Source organism: Gardnerella sp. DNF01141 (genome assembly GCF_049244255.1).
GTDB classification, from domain to species: domain Bacteria; phylum Actinomycetota; class Actinomycetes; order Actinomycetales; family Bifidobacteriaceae; genus Bifidobacterium; species Bifidobacterium vaginale_E.
In genome coordinates this window covers 982,370-997,443 of the sequence record NZ_CP058391.1, presented here as the reverse complement: position 1 = coordinate 997,443, position 15,074 = coordinate 982,370, and the positions used below count along the sequence as shown (strand labels likewise).

Annotated in this window: 10 protein-coding genes, 1 tRNA gene and 1 pseudogene; 9 read left to right on the top strand and 3 right to left on the bottom strand. The window is 40.1% G+C overall.

Annotation, left to right across the window (positions count from 1 at the left end):
* The first annotated feature begins 111 nt into the window (after positions 1–111).
* From HXT35_RS03705 to HXT35_RS03690, 4 genes are all read left to right on the top strand, one after another.
* Positions 112–188, top strand: a tRNA-Thr gene (locus HXT35_RS03705).
* Positions 189–642: 454 nt separating this feature from the next.
* Positions 643–2,061, top strand: a complete 1,419-nt coding sequence (locus HXT35_RS03700) for a G5 domain-containing protein (protein ID WP_004126450.1) — start codon at positions 643–645, stop codon at positions 2,059–2,061.
* A gap of 52 nt (positions 2,062–2,113) precedes the next feature.
* Entirely contained in the window at positions 2,114–3,019 is a 906-nt protein-coding gene (gene rsmA, locus HXT35_RS03695; RefSeq protein ID WP_004126453.1) for a 16S rRNA (adenine(1518)-N(6)/adenine(1519)-N(6))-dimethyltransferase RsmA, read from the top strand.
* A gap of 169 nt (positions 3,020–3,188) precedes the next feature.
* The gene (locus HXT35_RS03690; protein WP_004126456.1) at positions 3,189–3,815 is read left to right on the top strand and encodes a LytR C-terminal domain-containing protein; all 627 of its coding nucleotides are present in this window, start codon (positions 3,189–3,191) and stop codon (positions 3,813–3,815) included.
* 1 nt (position 3,816) lies between these two features.
* Here the strand turns inward: HXT35_RS03690 and HXT35_RS03685 are convergent, their stop codons facing one another.
* Positions 3,817–5,289 (bottom strand): CCA tRNA nucleotidyltransferase, encoded by a 1,473-nt coding sequence (locus HXT35_RS03685; protein WP_050543250.1) that lies wholly within the window; start codon positions 5,287–5,289, stop codon positions 3,817–3,819.
* A gap of 42 nt (positions 5,290–5,331) precedes the next feature.
* Between HXT35_RS03685 and HXT35_RS03680 the strand changes: the two genes are divergently transcribed.
* From HXT35_RS03680 to trxB, 5 genes are all read left to right on the top strand, one after another.
* The gene (locus tag HXT35_RS03680) at positions 5,332–6,108 is read left to right on the top strand and encodes an NUDIX hydrolase (protein ID WP_004126462.1); all 777 of its coding nucleotides are present in this window, start codon (positions 5,332–5,334) and stop codon (positions 6,106–6,108) included.
* Between the two features lie 55 nt (positions 6,109–6,163).
* The gene (locus HXT35_RS03675; protein WP_004126467.1) at positions 6,164–8,530 is read left to right on the top strand and encodes a DUF6049 family protein; all 2,367 of its coding nucleotides are present in this window, start codon (positions 6,164–6,166) and stop codon (positions 8,528–8,530) included.
* Positions 8,527–10,299 carry a murein biosynthesis integral membrane protein MurJ gene (murJ, locus tag HXT35_RS03670; RefSeq protein WP_032843360.1) on the top strand — a complete coding sequence of 591 codons (1,773 nt, stop codon included), beginning with the start codon at positions 8,527–8,529 and terminating at the stop codon, positions 10,297–10,299. The genes HXT35_RS03675 and murJ overlap by 4 nt, the downstream gene beginning before the upstream one ends.
* A 191-nt stretch (positions 10,300–10,490) precedes the next feature.
* Positions 10,491–12,722: a kinase gene (locus tag HXT35_RS03665; protein WP_032843363.1), complete on the top strand. Its 2,232-nt coding sequence runs from the start codon at positions 10,491–10,493 to the stop codon at positions 12,720–12,722.
* A 75-nt stretch (positions 12,723–12,797) separates the two neighbouring features.
* Complete coding sequence (gene trxB, locus HXT35_RS03660; protein WP_004126470.1) at positions 12,798–13,739, top strand: thioredoxin-disulfide reductase; 942 nt, start codon at positions 12,798–12,800, stop codon at positions 13,737–13,739.
* On the opposite strand, the pseudogene HXT35_RS03655 reads toward trxB, so the two are convergent.
* Both HXT35_RS03655 and HXT35_RS03650 read right to left on the bottom strand, forming a co-directional pair.
* Positions 13,720–14,553 (bottom strand): annotated as a pseudogene (locus tag HXT35_RS03655) (ParB/RepB/Spo0J family partition protein); the annotation flags it as partial. The gene trxB and the pseudogene HXT35_RS03655 sit on opposite strands and share 20 nt — an antisense overlap.
* A 365-nt stretch (positions 14,554–14,918) precedes the next feature.
* Positions 14,919–15,074 (bottom strand): hypothetical protein, encoded by a 156-nt coding sequence (locus HXT35_RS03650; RefSeq protein ID WP_421787871.1) that lies wholly within the window; start codon positions 15,072–15,074, stop codon positions 14,919–14,921.

The following is a 15,074-nucleotide window of genomic DNA, read 5'->3' as shown; positions in this document are numbered from 1 at the left end:
ACACGCCGTTTCTATATTCAACATCGCCGTAATTTTGTAATGACGTGGCATATGGTACACTAATCAATGTTCTGCTTAGCATTGCTTAATAGTTTGCATGGCAAAACATTCGCCTCCTTAGCTCAGATGGCCAGAGCGGCCGCCTTGTAAGCGGCAGGTCGCCGGTTCGATCCCGGCAGGAGGCTCCATTTTTATTCCACTCATTTCGTGAGTATTTGGTATTTTTTATTATCATATTTCAAAACTACAGTTTGTTATCTTCAATATCGCATATAATAACGTGAAATGATTAAAGCAGAGGGGATAGTAACTACTTAACTATTTAGATTAACTATTCAAAATAGAAAAATTTACTTTTCATATAAAGTGCCAAATTATGGCGTATTATGAAAATAGTAAATCTATGTCTTCGCACATAATCATCTGTATAATAAAACTTTTCGCGAGTAAGAACTCGGAAACCTTCCCCCAACTCAGGGTTTCCGGGGTGAGAGTGGAGCGTCCCCCAACCAGCTCCACCTCATAGGGGGCGGGAATATCCCCTTCTCTCCCGCCCCCATTTTATTTGTTATGCATTTTTAAAACCCAATGCAGAATAGAAGGTATAATAAAAATTAGTCTTACAGTGAATGGAGTGATTACATGGCACGTCGATGGACGCCTCGACGCCTGATTATAATGCGGCGCTCTCGTATTATTGCATGCGTCTTGTCTCTATCTATTGCTGCAATAAGCATCTTTGCATTTACATCTCAGAAGGCAGTAGCTTTAGTTGTAAATGGCAAAGCAAACATTGTTAGCACTTATGCCACAACTCCTGCTCGTCTACTACAAGAACAGCATGTGCCTGTAAAAACGCATGATCAGGTTATATCTTCTTCCGGAGATATTCTTTCAAATCACGCTACCGTTACTGTGCGAAGCGCGTATCAGACTTCTATTACTGTAGACGGCGTTACTATACCATTTTGGACAGTTGCAACCAGCGTCGATCAGCTTATTGGATTCTTTAAAGCAAACGCTAAAAACGCTAAACGAATTACCGTAAATTTGCAAAACATTTACGATAAACTCACCTGCGGGTTAGCAATTAATAAAAAAGGCCCAATAACTGTTATTGCAGATGGGAAATCTCGAATTGCTCCGGACGGAAGCTTACCTGCGAGCGCTATTCTTGACGCGCAAGGAATTGTGTTAGGAAAAGAGGATCGAGTTAGCGTTGAAGATGACGAAGGTAATACTGTTTTGCGTATTTCCAGAGTCACGCACGGTAAAGAAACTAGAACAGTTTCATTGCCTTTTGCCACACAAACCGTAATCGACCCTAAGCTTCCAGCAAATTCTCGCGTTGTGCAACAAGCTGGCGTTAATGGCGAGCGAGAAGACGTATATAACGTAACTTATGTTGACGGCAAAGCTGAAAGCTCTACTCTCGTTTCGCAAAATGTATTAAAGCCTGCTATTAATCAGGTTGTTGCTGTTGGAAAAGCAGCTCCAATTCAGCCGAAGCCTGCCAACAAGCCAAAGCCTGCTGCAAAACCTGCGCCAAAGTCAGAGCCAAAGCAGGAACCAAAATCTGAATCTCAAGCATCTAAAACTAAGAATACAAATTCACAAAACCCGCAGCCTTCAAAACAAGGCCAGGAGCAATCACAGGAGAATCAACAAGCTCAATCACAAACGCAACCTGCTGCTCCGGAATCAAATCCTCCCGCTCCTGCTCCTGAGTCAAACCCAAATAGCCTTGTTCACGCTACACCGGAGCAGGCAAAGCTTTTTGCACAAGGAGCTGCTGCACAAATGGGCTGGACTGGAAAACAGTGGGAAGACCTTGTTTGGCTTTGGAATAGGGAATCTGGATGGCGCTGGAATGCAGAAAATCCTAGCTCACACGCTTATGGCATTCCTCAAGCTCTTCCTGCAAATAAAATGAGCAGTGCAGGAGCTAATTGGCATGAAGATGCTGCCGTACAAATCAGTTGGGGAATTAGCTACATAAAGGGAAAATACAAAGATCCTAGTGGTGCTGTAAGGCACTCGCACGAAGTTGGTTGGTATTAAAAACAACGGCGTGTTTTAACACACTTTTTCAACAGATTAATTGTTACGAAATTTGGACGGTAAAAATTTGACAGAAATCAGCATTGAAACTGAAGGCCAGCTTTTAGGGGCAGCAGATATTCGACGTATTGCTGCAGAAGAAGGCATTACTCCTACTAAAAAGTTTGGTCAAAATTTCGTTATTGATCCTGGTACCGTGCGAAAAATAGTAGCGGCAGCTGAAGTTAAATCTGGCGATACCGTTATGGAGGTAGGCCCAGGGCTTGGTTCTCTTACTCTTGCAATACTGCAGACTGGAGCTAATCTTACGGCTGTGGAAATAGACCCACCTCTTGCACGCCGTCTTCCTAACACTGTTGAAGAATTTATGCCAAACGCTTCTAAACGTTTTAATGTTATCTTAAAAGATGCTTTGACCGTAACAGCAGACGACGTTCCGCAACTTTCAAGGGCAAATAAGTTCACACTTGTTGCAAATCTTCCTTATAATGTTGCAACACCAATTGTGCTTACTTTACTTGAAAAATTTAGTAATTTACAACATTTTTTGGTTATGGTTCAAAAAGAAGTAGCAGATCGACTATGCGCTCAACCAGGAAATAAAGTGTATGGAACACCTAGCGTAAAACTTGCTTGGTACGGTCAATCTCAACGCGCAGGGCTTATTGGACGTAACGTTTTTTGGCCAGCACCAAATGTTGATTCTGCACTAGTATCTTTCACTCGCTATTGCAAAACTAAAGGAGATAATAGCGAACGAGAAGGTGTATTTACTTTAATTGATGCAGCTTTTCAGCAAAGACGAAAAACTTTACACGCGGCTCTTAAACATTTAGTTAGTGACGAAGCATACGAAAAAGCTAATATAGATTCTACAAGACGCGGAGAAACGCTTACATGCGACGACTTTATTGCGTTGTATCGCGCTTGTAAAACTTTAGAGTTGCAGCAAAAATAGTTTTTTATTCGAAATTTAAAATAACAATTTCATCAAAGAACAGTTTGCTAACAAACGCTTATACGCGTCAAAATCAGTCATACATAGTCAGTAAAATGCGATTTATATTACGCTTTGCAGATTAATAAAATTGCTGCAAACAAAATAAACTTACAGATCGGAAGTGAACATGACGCAAGAATACGATGAACGTATTGCTCGTAAGGCTTTCATGTATCAAAAGAAGCGATCTGTTATTACTACTGTTAGCATAGCTTTGGCAGTTACGTTTATATTTGCGCTGTTAATACAGTTGCATGTTTTCGGGATTAATTCAATAGTTGCACCAAAAGATAATCCTAATTTCGGCGTAACAGCACCATGCGCAGCTAAAGGCAAAGAAGGTTCTAAATCCCCTTATGTTGATAATCGTGCTGTGTCAATTCGAGTATTAAACGGTACGAAATTCCGCGGATTGGCAAGAGCCGTAGGAGAAGCGTTAAATTCTCGAGGCTTTAATCTTACAGAAGTAAATAATAACAAAACAAGTAATGTTAAAAGAACAACTATTTATTTCGGTAAGAACGCTATTAATGAAGCATACACAGTAAATTCTAATTTTGCTGATGCTGTTATGCGCATGGACGATCGCCAAGATAAGCTCGTAGATATTGTTCTTGGCTCGACTTTTAATAATCTTCGCCCGAAAGTTGATGTTCCAGCTGCAGGAGCCGCAATACAAGAAGTCCCTGGATGTGTTAAAGCAAAAGATATGAAGGAACTTCCTAAAGCAGATTCACACAAAGCTGTGAAATAATCTACTTTTTATACGTTTCTTCGTACCAGCGCTGTAATTCTGCAACAGCTATATCGTGATCTACAGGCCCGTTATCAAGACGGTAATCAAGCATATGTTTATAAGCTTCACCAACGATTGGTCCTGGCTGTAAATCTAGCAGTTTCATGATTTCATTTCCGTCAACATCTGGACGAATAGCATTAAAATCTTCTTGCTTCTTCAATTCACGAACGCGCTGTTCCATCTCGTCCATTGCGTGCTCAAACATCAAAGATTTGCGACGATTCTGCGTAGTTGCATCAGCTCTAGTAAGTCGATTCAAACGCTCATATAAGTGCCCAGAATCCTTAACATAACGTCGTACTGCAGAATCAGTCCAAGGTTCATCAACATAACCGTGAAAACGCAGATGCAGATTTACTAATTCGCTTACATCTTCAATAAGATGATGGTCAAAATGCAATTCTTTCAAACGCTTACGCGTCATTTTTGCCCCAACTACATCATGATGGTGAAAACTAACTTTGCCACCATCTTCAAACTTTCTAGTACGAGGCTTGCCTATATCGTGCAACAAGGCTGCTAATCTCAAAGTTAAATCAGGAGATGGCACAGGACCTTCATCATCAGTTTCTAAGGCTATAGCGCGCTCAAGAACCATCATTGTGTGCTCAAAAACGTCTTTATGACGATGATGCTCATCAATTTCAAGCTGTAAAGCTGGAATTTCTGGCAAGACTCGCTTTGCAATACCAGACTCAACAAGAGCTTCCAAACCTTTACGCGGACGGTCCGAAAGAAGAAGTTTGGTAATTTCGTCACGAATACGCTCAGCTGAAACAATATCAAGGCGATCTACCATATCTACAATTGCTTCAGCAGTATTAGTTTCGATAGTAAACCCAAGTTGCGCAACGAAACGAACTGCTCTCATCATTCGCAAAGGATCATCGTCAAAAGATTGACGAGGATCAACAGGCGTTCTCAACACTCCTTTAGCTAAATCACTAGCCCCACCAAACGGATCTACAAATTCCAAATCTGGAACACGCAAAGCCATTGCATTAACTGTGAAATCTCTCCTAGAAAGATCACCCTCAAGAGTATCCCCATATTGCACTTCGGGTTTACGAGAATCAGGATCGTATGCGTCTGAACGGTATGTAGTAATTTCAACTTTTACTTCCGTTCCATCCGGACGCCGACGAACAGCACCCAAAGTGCCAAATTTACGACCCATATCCCAAAAACCGTCATGCCCCCAACGTCTTAAAATAGGTTCAAATTCTTCTGGACGAGCAGAAGTGCAGAAATCAAGATCATGCGACACGCGATGCAACAACATATCACGCACAGGTCCACCAACTAATGCAAGTTCATAATCGTGTTCAGCGAAAAGTCGCCCCAACTCTATAGCTTCAGGCCAAACTTTGAAGTTCTCAGTCACCCTTACCGACACCCTTTCAGCAAAAATTAATCTATATTCCAGCATACAGTTACCCCAATGCACAGCGGATTGAGTAAGGTGGAGTGTATGGTTACTCCTGCAGATTTACGACGTATGCTCGCCAAGCTTGCGGATAATCATGCCCAAAATCAGTCTGCGCCTCAAATAACGCCTCTTGATTTATCTAAAATTCATAGTAAAAAATCTTTAGAATCAAACGAAGAAAAATCTCAGATTTTCGTTGATATTCCAATCTTTTCAGAGCTTGAGCAAGAGTCTCAAGAAGTGGTTGAAAATGAGGATCTTCTTCAAAAAACTTCAATAATCCCTGGCGCATCTCCGGCTAGTATGCCACAGCGTAGACTAGCAGATACACCTGCTACTTTCGCCTCTTTAGACGCTCAAGATTTGCCAATTATTCGTGAATATTCCGCAGGCGGACTCGTATTCGACGCACTCGGGCGTGTCGCAATTATTGCTCGACATTCCAGAAGCGGACATCTTGAATGGTGTCTACCAAAAGGCCATATTGAGAAGGGTGAAACACCTCAAGAAACTGCTGTTCGTGAAATTCATGAAGAGACTGGAATTATAGGCGAAGTGGTTGATTCAATTGCCACAATAGACTATTGGTTTACAGGAACAACTCATCGAGTTCATAAACTAGTTCATCATTTTGCGTTACGCTACGTAAGCGGCGATCTTTCTGTATTGGGAGATCCAGATCATGAAGCAGAAGATGCAATATGGGTGAACTTCAAAGAGCTGAGTGCGATTTTAAGTTATCCAAATGAGCGTAAAGTTGCATGGCTTTACGCAAAAAAAGCAAACAGGCGGTCTCACAGTGACGAATCTCACGCGTAAGAACCATATAACGCAAGAAGCGCGCAATTCAACATGCCACAAGCCATGTTTTTACATGCGTAATTTATTGCAATCCGCGCGAGCTTTGTGCTTAAAAGTTTTGCATTTTACTATTATTTTGATTACGTCTCTTGCCATTATTCTTGCAATAACTAATATTCAATGCGCAAAATATGTGGGATTGTTACGTACGGCAAACGCTGTTACGTCTAATACGACTTTAGAAGATGAATCCGGTAAAAACACTAAGAAAAAAGAAAACGATTACGAAAATCCTCACACAAAGGGAATTGATCTTAATATTCTTCAATCTACGCCGGTTGTGACGGATAAAAGTGGCTACCATCTTACTGCAATAGTTAAAGCTACAACAGAAGCACTTCCTGAAGGCATTTTGCAACTTTCTATTAATTCCAACTACACTTTTGTTTCACGAACAGATTTGCAAAATTGGGCTCAAGGAGAATCTCTTATACCAACTCCGCAAATACTCGGCTCAATAAAAATTGGCGAAGTTGCAGCAGGAAAAACTTCAACATTCCATTTTGATATACCCTCAGACTCTCAAGAACTTAAATCTATTTGGCATTGGGGTCCAAAACCTCTAAAAATCACGTATTTTTCTAAGGATTCTTCACGATATAAATCTATTCGTTCTTTCTTAACAAGATCGAACGCAGGATTTAATGTGCCTGAATCCCCAGCAATAAAACTTACGGCAGTTATGCCAATTCTTACAAATAAGCAACATGCGTTAAAAGATAATTTCACAAACACAAGCAGTCGAGCTGTAACAAATTTGCAAGCAAATAAGCAGGATACGCACTATGTACTTGAGCAGGCAGATTTAGCTAGCAAGCATAATAAATTACAGACTATTGTCGATATAAATACGCTTCAAGCAGCTCGATTATTATTTGTTCCTAACGCTTTTATGCAAAAATCAGGTTTTGATATTAGCGCTTATGCAGATGATCACAATTCTAAAACGTATCGTTCTGCTGGCATTAATGAAGACACATGGTCTGCTAAAAATTCAAGAATTCCACAAACTTCAAAAATTCCACAATCTTCGCAGATAGCTGAAACTTCTAATTCCTATGCTCATCCTCATGAAGCGAAACAGATTGCGAAGATTGATAACGGATCACAAAACACATACGCTTGGCAGACTCGAGGAAAATGGACACTTTCAGCGCTTGAGCTTGCAAAACGCAACGGTTATAACACTGTTATTTCCACAGATGAATTTGATACTACAGCTTCACAATTCGCTATTAGCAACGGCATATACGATGTTGAAACTCCCGCAGGAAACGTACGCGTATTATCTGCTCAATCTGTGCTAACAATGCTAGCAAACGGCAAAGCAACAAGTTCTACAGCTCTTAGCGAGCACACTCAGGCCGGTAGAATAAACCGTTTAGTTGCACAAAGCGCGTTCTACCAAATGGAACAACCTTACGTAGACCGCAATATTCTTATTACTTTTTCTAACAAAACAGACGTAAAAAATATTGATGGCGTTATGAGTGCATTGGAGCAATCGCCTTGGCTGCAACTAAGCGATTTAAATACAATGGCACAAATTAAACAAGAAAAGCTGCCTTCCTGGAAAAATAATGATCTTATGCACTCAATGCCTCACAGTAGTGCAATTAACGCAGTTTCAGCCAAAGAAAGACGATTAGAATTAAAGAATTTAATTCTTTACAGGCAAAAAGTTTCGCGTTTTGTTAAAAATATTCTTAATTACGAGCAGGATACGAAATTACGCAATACGGAAGGCGACGCTCAAGCTCTAGCTAAACAAGCTGCTAAAGCAAAAAATAGGATTAGCGCTAAAGATTGGGGATTGTATTTATTACGCTTGTACGACGATATTGCGTTGCAAGAATTAACAAATAAAACAAGCAGTCTTCCGACTAAAACAAAAAAATATGCAAATCATAAACAACAACAAACAGCTTATAACGAAAATAGCACAGCGAAATACTTTGTAAATAAGCTACTTTCTGGGATTCGCATAATACCTCCAAAAGATATTACTGCAGTTAGTGAAACGGCAAGTATACCGATTACTATCAGCAATACTTACGCTTATCCAGTAAAAGTGTATTTATCTGCAGATACGCACGTTATGGAAATTGTTACTCGTAGAAAGACTTTAGTAAAAGTTCCAGCAAATAGCGAAGTGCAAGTTACTTTACCTTTGCGAATTACGACTTCTCTTCACACTAAAGCTACTTTCGTTTTGGAAGATAATCAGCATCAAGCATTTTCCGGCGCTCAGCACACGCTTATTACTAGTACTCTGCAAATTAGTGATAAAAGCGGTACGATTATTATAATATTCGCTTTCATGCTTGGTCTTCTTGGACTTTGGAGACAATTTAACCGTAAGAAGGATTCAGACGAATGAGTTCAGTAGGTAGAAATTCCGTTATTATGGCTAGCGGAACAGCCGCATCTAGAATTACAGGGCAAATACGTACTATTCTGCTAGCTGCAGCACTTGGAACCACGGGACTTGCTGCAAACGCGTATCAAGCTGGATCTATGATTCCTCAGCTTATTTACACTCTTGTTTCAGGTGGAATTTTTAACGCTGTGCTTGTTCCGCAAATTGTACGCACGCTGGAAAAGAAGAATGCAGAAGAGCGCTTAAATAAGCTTATTACTTTTGCTATTGGTTTACTTCTTGCAGTTACAATTCTTATGGCTGCAGCAACGCCTGTACTCACAATGCTTTACGCGGGCGGAAGCCAAGAAATGCAAACGCTTACTTGCGCTTTTACGCTATGGTGCATGCCACAAATCTTCTTCTACGGCTTATACACCGTGTTAGGGCAAGTTCTTGCCGCTAAAGGCCGTTTTGCAATGTATGCGTGGAGTTCTGTAGCTGCGAATATTATTAGCTGCTTAGGTTTTGGCGTATTCATTTTTATTTTTGGAAAAGCTAATAGAGAGCCTCTGAGTTTCTGGAACGGAAATACTCTTCTTCTTACGGCAGGTTTTTGGACTCTTGGTGTTGCTGCTCAAGCTTTAGTTCTATTCTGGCCGCTAATGAAAAGCGGAATACACTACCGGCCAAGTTTTGGTATACGAGATATTGGCTTGCGCTCCATGGGCCCTGTTGCAGCGTGGAGCATGGGCATTGTTGTTGTTACGCAAATAGTTGTTATGATTACTACGCATATAACAACAAGCGTCCCATTTGTTGCAGAACAGCGTTTAGGATTAGACCAGTTTGAGGTGGCTGGTAATGCCACATACCAAAATGCTTACACAATGTTTTTGCTTCCTTATTCATTAGTTGCAGTGTCTGTAGCAACAGCTATTTTCCCTAAAATTTCGCTGGCTATTGCAAATCATGATTTAAATGACGCACGCAAAGATTTAAGCGAAGCACTTAGGCACGTAAGTTTAATAATGTGCTTCTTTACGGTTGTTTTTATTGTTATCCCAACTCCTATTTCGTTAGCTTTGATCCCGTCTATAAGTTTGCAAGAGGCTAATCTTATGGCTGCTCCTCTTACAATGCTTGCGTTCGGATTACCACTTACAAGTAGTTATTTGATTATTCAACGCACGTTCTTTGCGTTTGAAGATGGCAAAAGCCCGTTTATTTTTGCTTTTGCTCAGCTTTTTACTGAGATTATTGCGTTTGTATCTTGTGTTAATTTGCTTCCTCCTACATGCTGGGTAACAGCTTTAGGAGCTTGTGTTTCAATAAGTTATTTCCTGACTTTCCCTTCTCTTGTTCACATGTTGCGAAATCGTTTTAACAAGGATTTAGACGAAAAAAGACTTATAACCACGCATGTAAAAATTGTTGTGTCTGCACTAATTTCTGTTTTTATAGGTCTTGTTGTACGAGAACCTCTTTTACAAGTTTTTACTATTAATTCCCCACATTTGCACGGAGTGTTGAGGTGGTTCAACGCTTTACTTGTTTGCGCAATTACAACAATTATTATTGCGATTATTTATCTTGCTGTTCTTCTTCTTTTGAAAACTAGCGAACTTATTGATTTATCTTCACCAATAATTAGCAAACTTTCTAAGAAAATTCCTGCGCTTATTCCTCTTGCAAAAATTTTTGAAGACGCTGCTCGCAAACAATCTGAGCAAAAGCAAGCTAATCGTACTGCACGAGTAGTTCGATCCGGTAAGATGCCAAATAAGTAAACAGACAAGCATAATTTGTAATATTTCTATTTACAATCAGACTTTATTATGTAATTCTGTAGTTGTTTTAGAAATTATTACAATATCAACAAAATTACTGTACATAAGTTGTCATTTCATAAGTACAATTAGATTGTAGTTAAAAAATGTTGTCATTGTTTATTGCGCACGCGTAGGAAGATGAGTAGCAAATGGAACCTCGGCTCGGAGATATTGTACTAAACCGATACGTTTTAGTATCGCTTTTGCGCAATGAGGCTGGACTACAAGTATGGCAGGCGAACGACCGCATACTTACTCAAGATTGCCAACTATTTATTGTGCGCGATTCTCGTTTTTTGCCAGAAGTTAATACGATTGCTTCTACTTTGGCGTTATCTCGCAGCACTAAATTCACTCAGGTTTTGCAGCTTCAACATCATGATTCGATTGCTCTTATTGTTACAGCTCTCGATCGCGGTATTACAGTTAGCGATTATTTAGCTAAAAAAGAAACCCCATTAAGCTACGAAGCTATAAGAACAATTGTTGCCGAAACAGCTCAAGCATTAAGCAAACTTCTTTCAAATAACATAACTCATCACGCTGTTTCAAGCGACACTGTTCGTATTACTCCTAACGGCATTGAACTTGCAGATACTGCTGTAAGCCCACTTTTAGAAGACATAACTAAATCGCAAAATAGCGAAGAAACTACAGCAAGCGAAGGCATAGAGCACGCTGCTACTCGTCAACTTGCTTCTTTACTTTATGCTCTTCTTACTAGAACTTCTTCGCGCATACAAGCGCATTTTGACGCTTCTATGCTTGCCAATGATACTCCTTCAGAATTTAGGATGATTTGCACACGAAGTTTAGACGCTAACGAGAATAATCATATAGTTCCTATGGCTTCTATTGCTGAGTTGATGGCGCTTTTGGGTTCATACACGCCTATTTCTAAGCTTTCTAATAAAGATATTGAGTTTAGTAATAAAACAAGTGCTGCATCTATTAGCAATGCTCGTTTACTTAGCGCAAAAGATGATGTAATTCTTCCTTTGCCAGAAGGTTTAACACAAAGCGAAGAACAGTTTGACGCTCAGTTTATGCAGCAAGCAAATGAGCAAAATGCTAATTCTCTTAATTTGCAAGACTCGTCCAACAATTCTGAATCTGCCGAAAATAGTGGAGCTGCAAAGATTAGTAGCAGTTTTAAGAATGCTGGCAGAACACTTGGCTCACTTCTTAAGCGAAATAATGCTAATTCTTCCAACAAAAAAGTTGATGATGATTTTGACGAAGATACAAACACCAATACTGACATTGACTTTCACGATATTGCAGCTGCAGAAATGGCAAGTATTCTTGCTCCTACGGATTTAGATACTGATGACGCTATTTTCCCAACTTTATCTGCATCATATAAGCATTTTCCTGAATCTGCTACTTCTCGAAATGTTCTTAATCGTGCTAATAATTCTCGCAATCAAAGTCAAAGAGATGATTTAACCGAAACTGGTGTTGCTGCTAGCTTTGATTTTGAACATTTACTTGCAGAGAATGCTCAGCATACAGAGCTTATGTCAAGACCGCAAAGCTTAACTTCAGAAGCTGAATCTACTGGTCGCGTACCAGTAGTCGATACCCGAGGTAGGTTTATTGCTCCTGGCGAAGAATCTGCGCGAGCACTGCAGAATGAAATTAATAATAATCAAGCCGAAGATGCTCTTAAAACAAGCTCCCCTTCATTGCCACCTAGCTTCCAGCCTCGCGAGAAATCTGCTGATTTACACAATAAAAATAAGAATAATCCAAATGGTACAGATGCCATTGCTAATGCAAAAATATGGTTTGGTCTTTCAACAAAAGTTATTGCAATTGGCGCCGTATGCTTGCTTCTTATTATTGGATTAGCTTTAGCAATACATGGTTTATTTGGAACACATGAAAGCCAAGACAGTCTTAGCAATAATGGTTCTTGGGATAGCACAACCGTTGAAAATGTGCCTTTTGGAAGCCAAGGAGTGCTGCCACAAGAAAAGCAGCAGGCAAAGAAGCACATAGGAAGAAAACAGGTAAAGGCTGTTCCAAAACCTAAAATTCCTACGAACACTGTTGCCTATAAGGCAGATCGCTATCAGTTCCTTAGCTTCCCTGCACAACAACCTGGATACGGCTACTACATTCACTTAACAGAGCCTCAAACTGTGTATCGTTTTGTTATTTCAATACGAACCTCAGGCGGACACGCCTTCTTGCTTGCAAATACAAAAGATGATCCTAGAGAAGGCACGCAGCTTGCAGAATTTACTTTTGACGAAAGCGGAACAACTGATGTGAAGCTTAAAAAGATTGTAAAATCGCAAGACTTTATGCTTTGGGTTCCAAAGGATACTATGCCTAAGAACAGTCTTTATATTAATTCTGTAAAGCTTTACTAATTTTGCAATAGTCAAATAAATATAAATAATTAACCAAATAAACCCCTGTGAATAACAAGTAAGGATAAATAACGAATGGAAAATAAAATTCACAAAGTTATTATTATTGGATCCGGACCTGCTGGATATACTGCTGCAATATATTTGGGTCGCGCTGGATACAATCCACTTGTTATAGCTGGAGCCTTAACCCCTGGCGGCCAATTAGTTAATACTACAGAGGTAGAAAATTATCCAGGATTCCCAGAAGGAATTTTGGGACCAGATTTAATGGACGCAATGCAAAAGCAGGCCGAAAAATTTGGTGCTGAAGTTATTTTAAGCGACGTTACTTCTGTAGACTTTAATAGCCCTGTAAAGCGCGTTACAACCGAAGATGGTATAACTTATGAGGCAGAGGCTGTTATTGTTTCTACGGGCTCTACAGTACGCAAATTGGGCGTGCCTGGAGAGCAGGAATACTCTGGGCGAGGAGTTTCATATTGTGCAACCTGCGATGGATTCTTCTTCCGTGGTAAACCAATTACGGTAGTTGGCGGCGGAGATTCAGCCTTCGAAGAAGCACAATTCCTTTCTCGATTTGGATCTTCTGTGACTTTAATTCATAGACGCAACGAGTTTAGAGCTTCTAAAATTATGGTTGATCGCGCAAAAGAGAACGAAAAAATTAGTTTCATACTTAACAGTGTTGTAGAAGAAGTGCACGGCGACAGCAAAGAAGCAACATCTTTAACTATTAGAAATGTTGCTACGGGAGAAACGCAAGAGATTGAGTCTTCAGGATTATTCGTTGCAATAGGGCATACTCCCGCAACAAAGTTCCTTAATGGCGCATTAAGACTAAATGAAGACGGAACCATTGCGGTTGACGGCGCTTCAACTAGAACCTCTGTAGACGGAGTTTTTGCTGCGGGCGATGTTGTAGATAGCGTGTACCGACAGGCTATTTCTGCAGCCGGCATGGGGTGCAGAGCAGCTCTTGACGCGCAGGCGTATCTTAATGAGAAAGAAGATTAATAATACGCTTCATTTCTTCCGGAGATGAGAATACTATTTCAATTCTGCCGTGGTTCTGCGTGCCTTTAATAGCAACTTTCGTAGCAAAACGCTCCTCAAGCTGCTGACGAATAGGCGAAGAAGACCAGTAGTTATTTCTTCTAGCGCGCGTACGAGTCACACCGTTAGCAGGATGCTCTGTTTTTAATGAAACAATTTCCTCAGTACTTCTAACCGACAATCCTTCAGAAATAATACGATTAGCAAGCTCCTCCATATCTTCCGGCTTTTCTAATCCAAGCAATGCGCGAGCATGGCCTGCAGAAAGAACTCCGGAAGCAACATGCTTTTGAACACTAGCAGGCAAATTAAGAAGCCTTAAAGTATTGGCAATTTGCGGACGAGACTTTGAAACAGATTTAGAAAGCTGAATTTGTGTCAATCCAAAATCGTCAATCATTTGAGAATAAGCGGCAGCCTCTTCCAAAGGATTCAAAGCTACGCGGTGAAGATTTTCAAGAAGCGCATCGCGCAACATATTTTCATCAGACGTAGTTCTAACGATTGCTGGCACTGTGTCAAGTTGCGCAATTTGAGAAGCTCTCCAACGACGCTCGCCCATAATAAGTTCGTAATGTGCAATTTCTTTATTATTCTTATCAGCGTCTTTAATTGGTCTAACAACTATAGGTTGAAGCACACCGACTTCTTTAATTGAAGATGCAAGCTCGCGCAATTCATCTTCGTCAAAAATAGTTCTAGGCTGATGCGCATTAGGAACAATATCAAGAGGCTTCAAATAATCTAAATAACCGCCTTTAATTGGCTTTAATTGTTGATTTTCTGCGCCTTTTTCAAGGTTATTAGACTCAGCATTTTTTTGCTTATCCAGCTTGAAATTAGGTGAAGTTGAGTCAGAAAAGAAGAAGTCAATTGGGCGAGTTACATCTCCAAGAGATGGCATTGCAGAACGTTTATGAGCATGCTTTCCAACATGCTTTTCACCTTGTTCACTACCCTGCAACAACTGCGCAGTTTCACGTGAAACATTCTTTATTTTATTGTTATCTACATTCGCGTGTGGCGAAATAGAATTTCTCATGCTAGGGACTTTTGTTTCATGTGAAACACTTTTTTCGCTATTGCTGTCTTTTTTTACAGTTTCACGTGAAACATGTTCTGTGTTTTTATTTTGCTTTTCTAAAGAATTCTTTTTTGCAAATCATTTTCGGAAGATGTTTCATGTGAAACACTGTCTTGCAGTTTTATAGATGAATCAACAAGAGCATCTTCGCCAGGTAAAGCTGGGAATAATGCACCTAAGCCTTTGCCTAAACGAGACTTACTTACACTCAT

Coding starts and splice junctions, on each gene's coding strand:
- trxB (WP_004126470.1), top strand. CDS start 12,798: ATGGAAAATAAAATTCACAAAGTTATTATTATTGGATCCGGACCTGCT.
- HXT35_RS03680 (WP_004126462.1), top strand. CDS start 5,332: ATGGTTACTCCTGCAGATTTACGACGTATGCTCGCCAAGCTTGCGGAT.
- HXT35_RS03665 (WP_032843363.1), top strand. CDS start 10,491: ATGGAACCTCGGCTCGGAGATATTGTACTAAACCGATACGTTTTAGTA.
- HXT35_RS03685 (WP_050543250.1), bottom strand. CDS start 5,289: ATGCTGGAATATAGATTAATTTTTGCTGAAAGGGTGTCGGTAAGGGTG.
- HXT35_RS03675 (WP_004126467.1), top strand. CDS start 6,164: ATGCGTAATTTATTGCAATCCGCGCGAGCTTTGTGCTTAAAAGTTTTG.
- HXT35_RS03700 (WP_004126450.1), top strand. CDS start 643: ATGGCACGTCGATGGACGCCTCGACGCCTGATTATAATGCGGCGCTCT.
- HXT35_RS03650 (WP_421787871.1), bottom strand. CDS start 15,074: ATGAGTGTAAGTAAGTCTCGTTTAGGCAAAGGCTTAGGTGCATTATTC.
- murJ (WP_032843360.1), top strand. CDS start 8,527: ATGAGTTCAGTAGGTAGAAATTCCGTTATTATGGCTAGCGGAACAGCC.
- HXT35_RS03690 (WP_004126456.1), top strand. CDS start 3,189: ATGACGCAAGAATACGATGAACGTATTGCTCGTAAGGCTTTCATGTAT.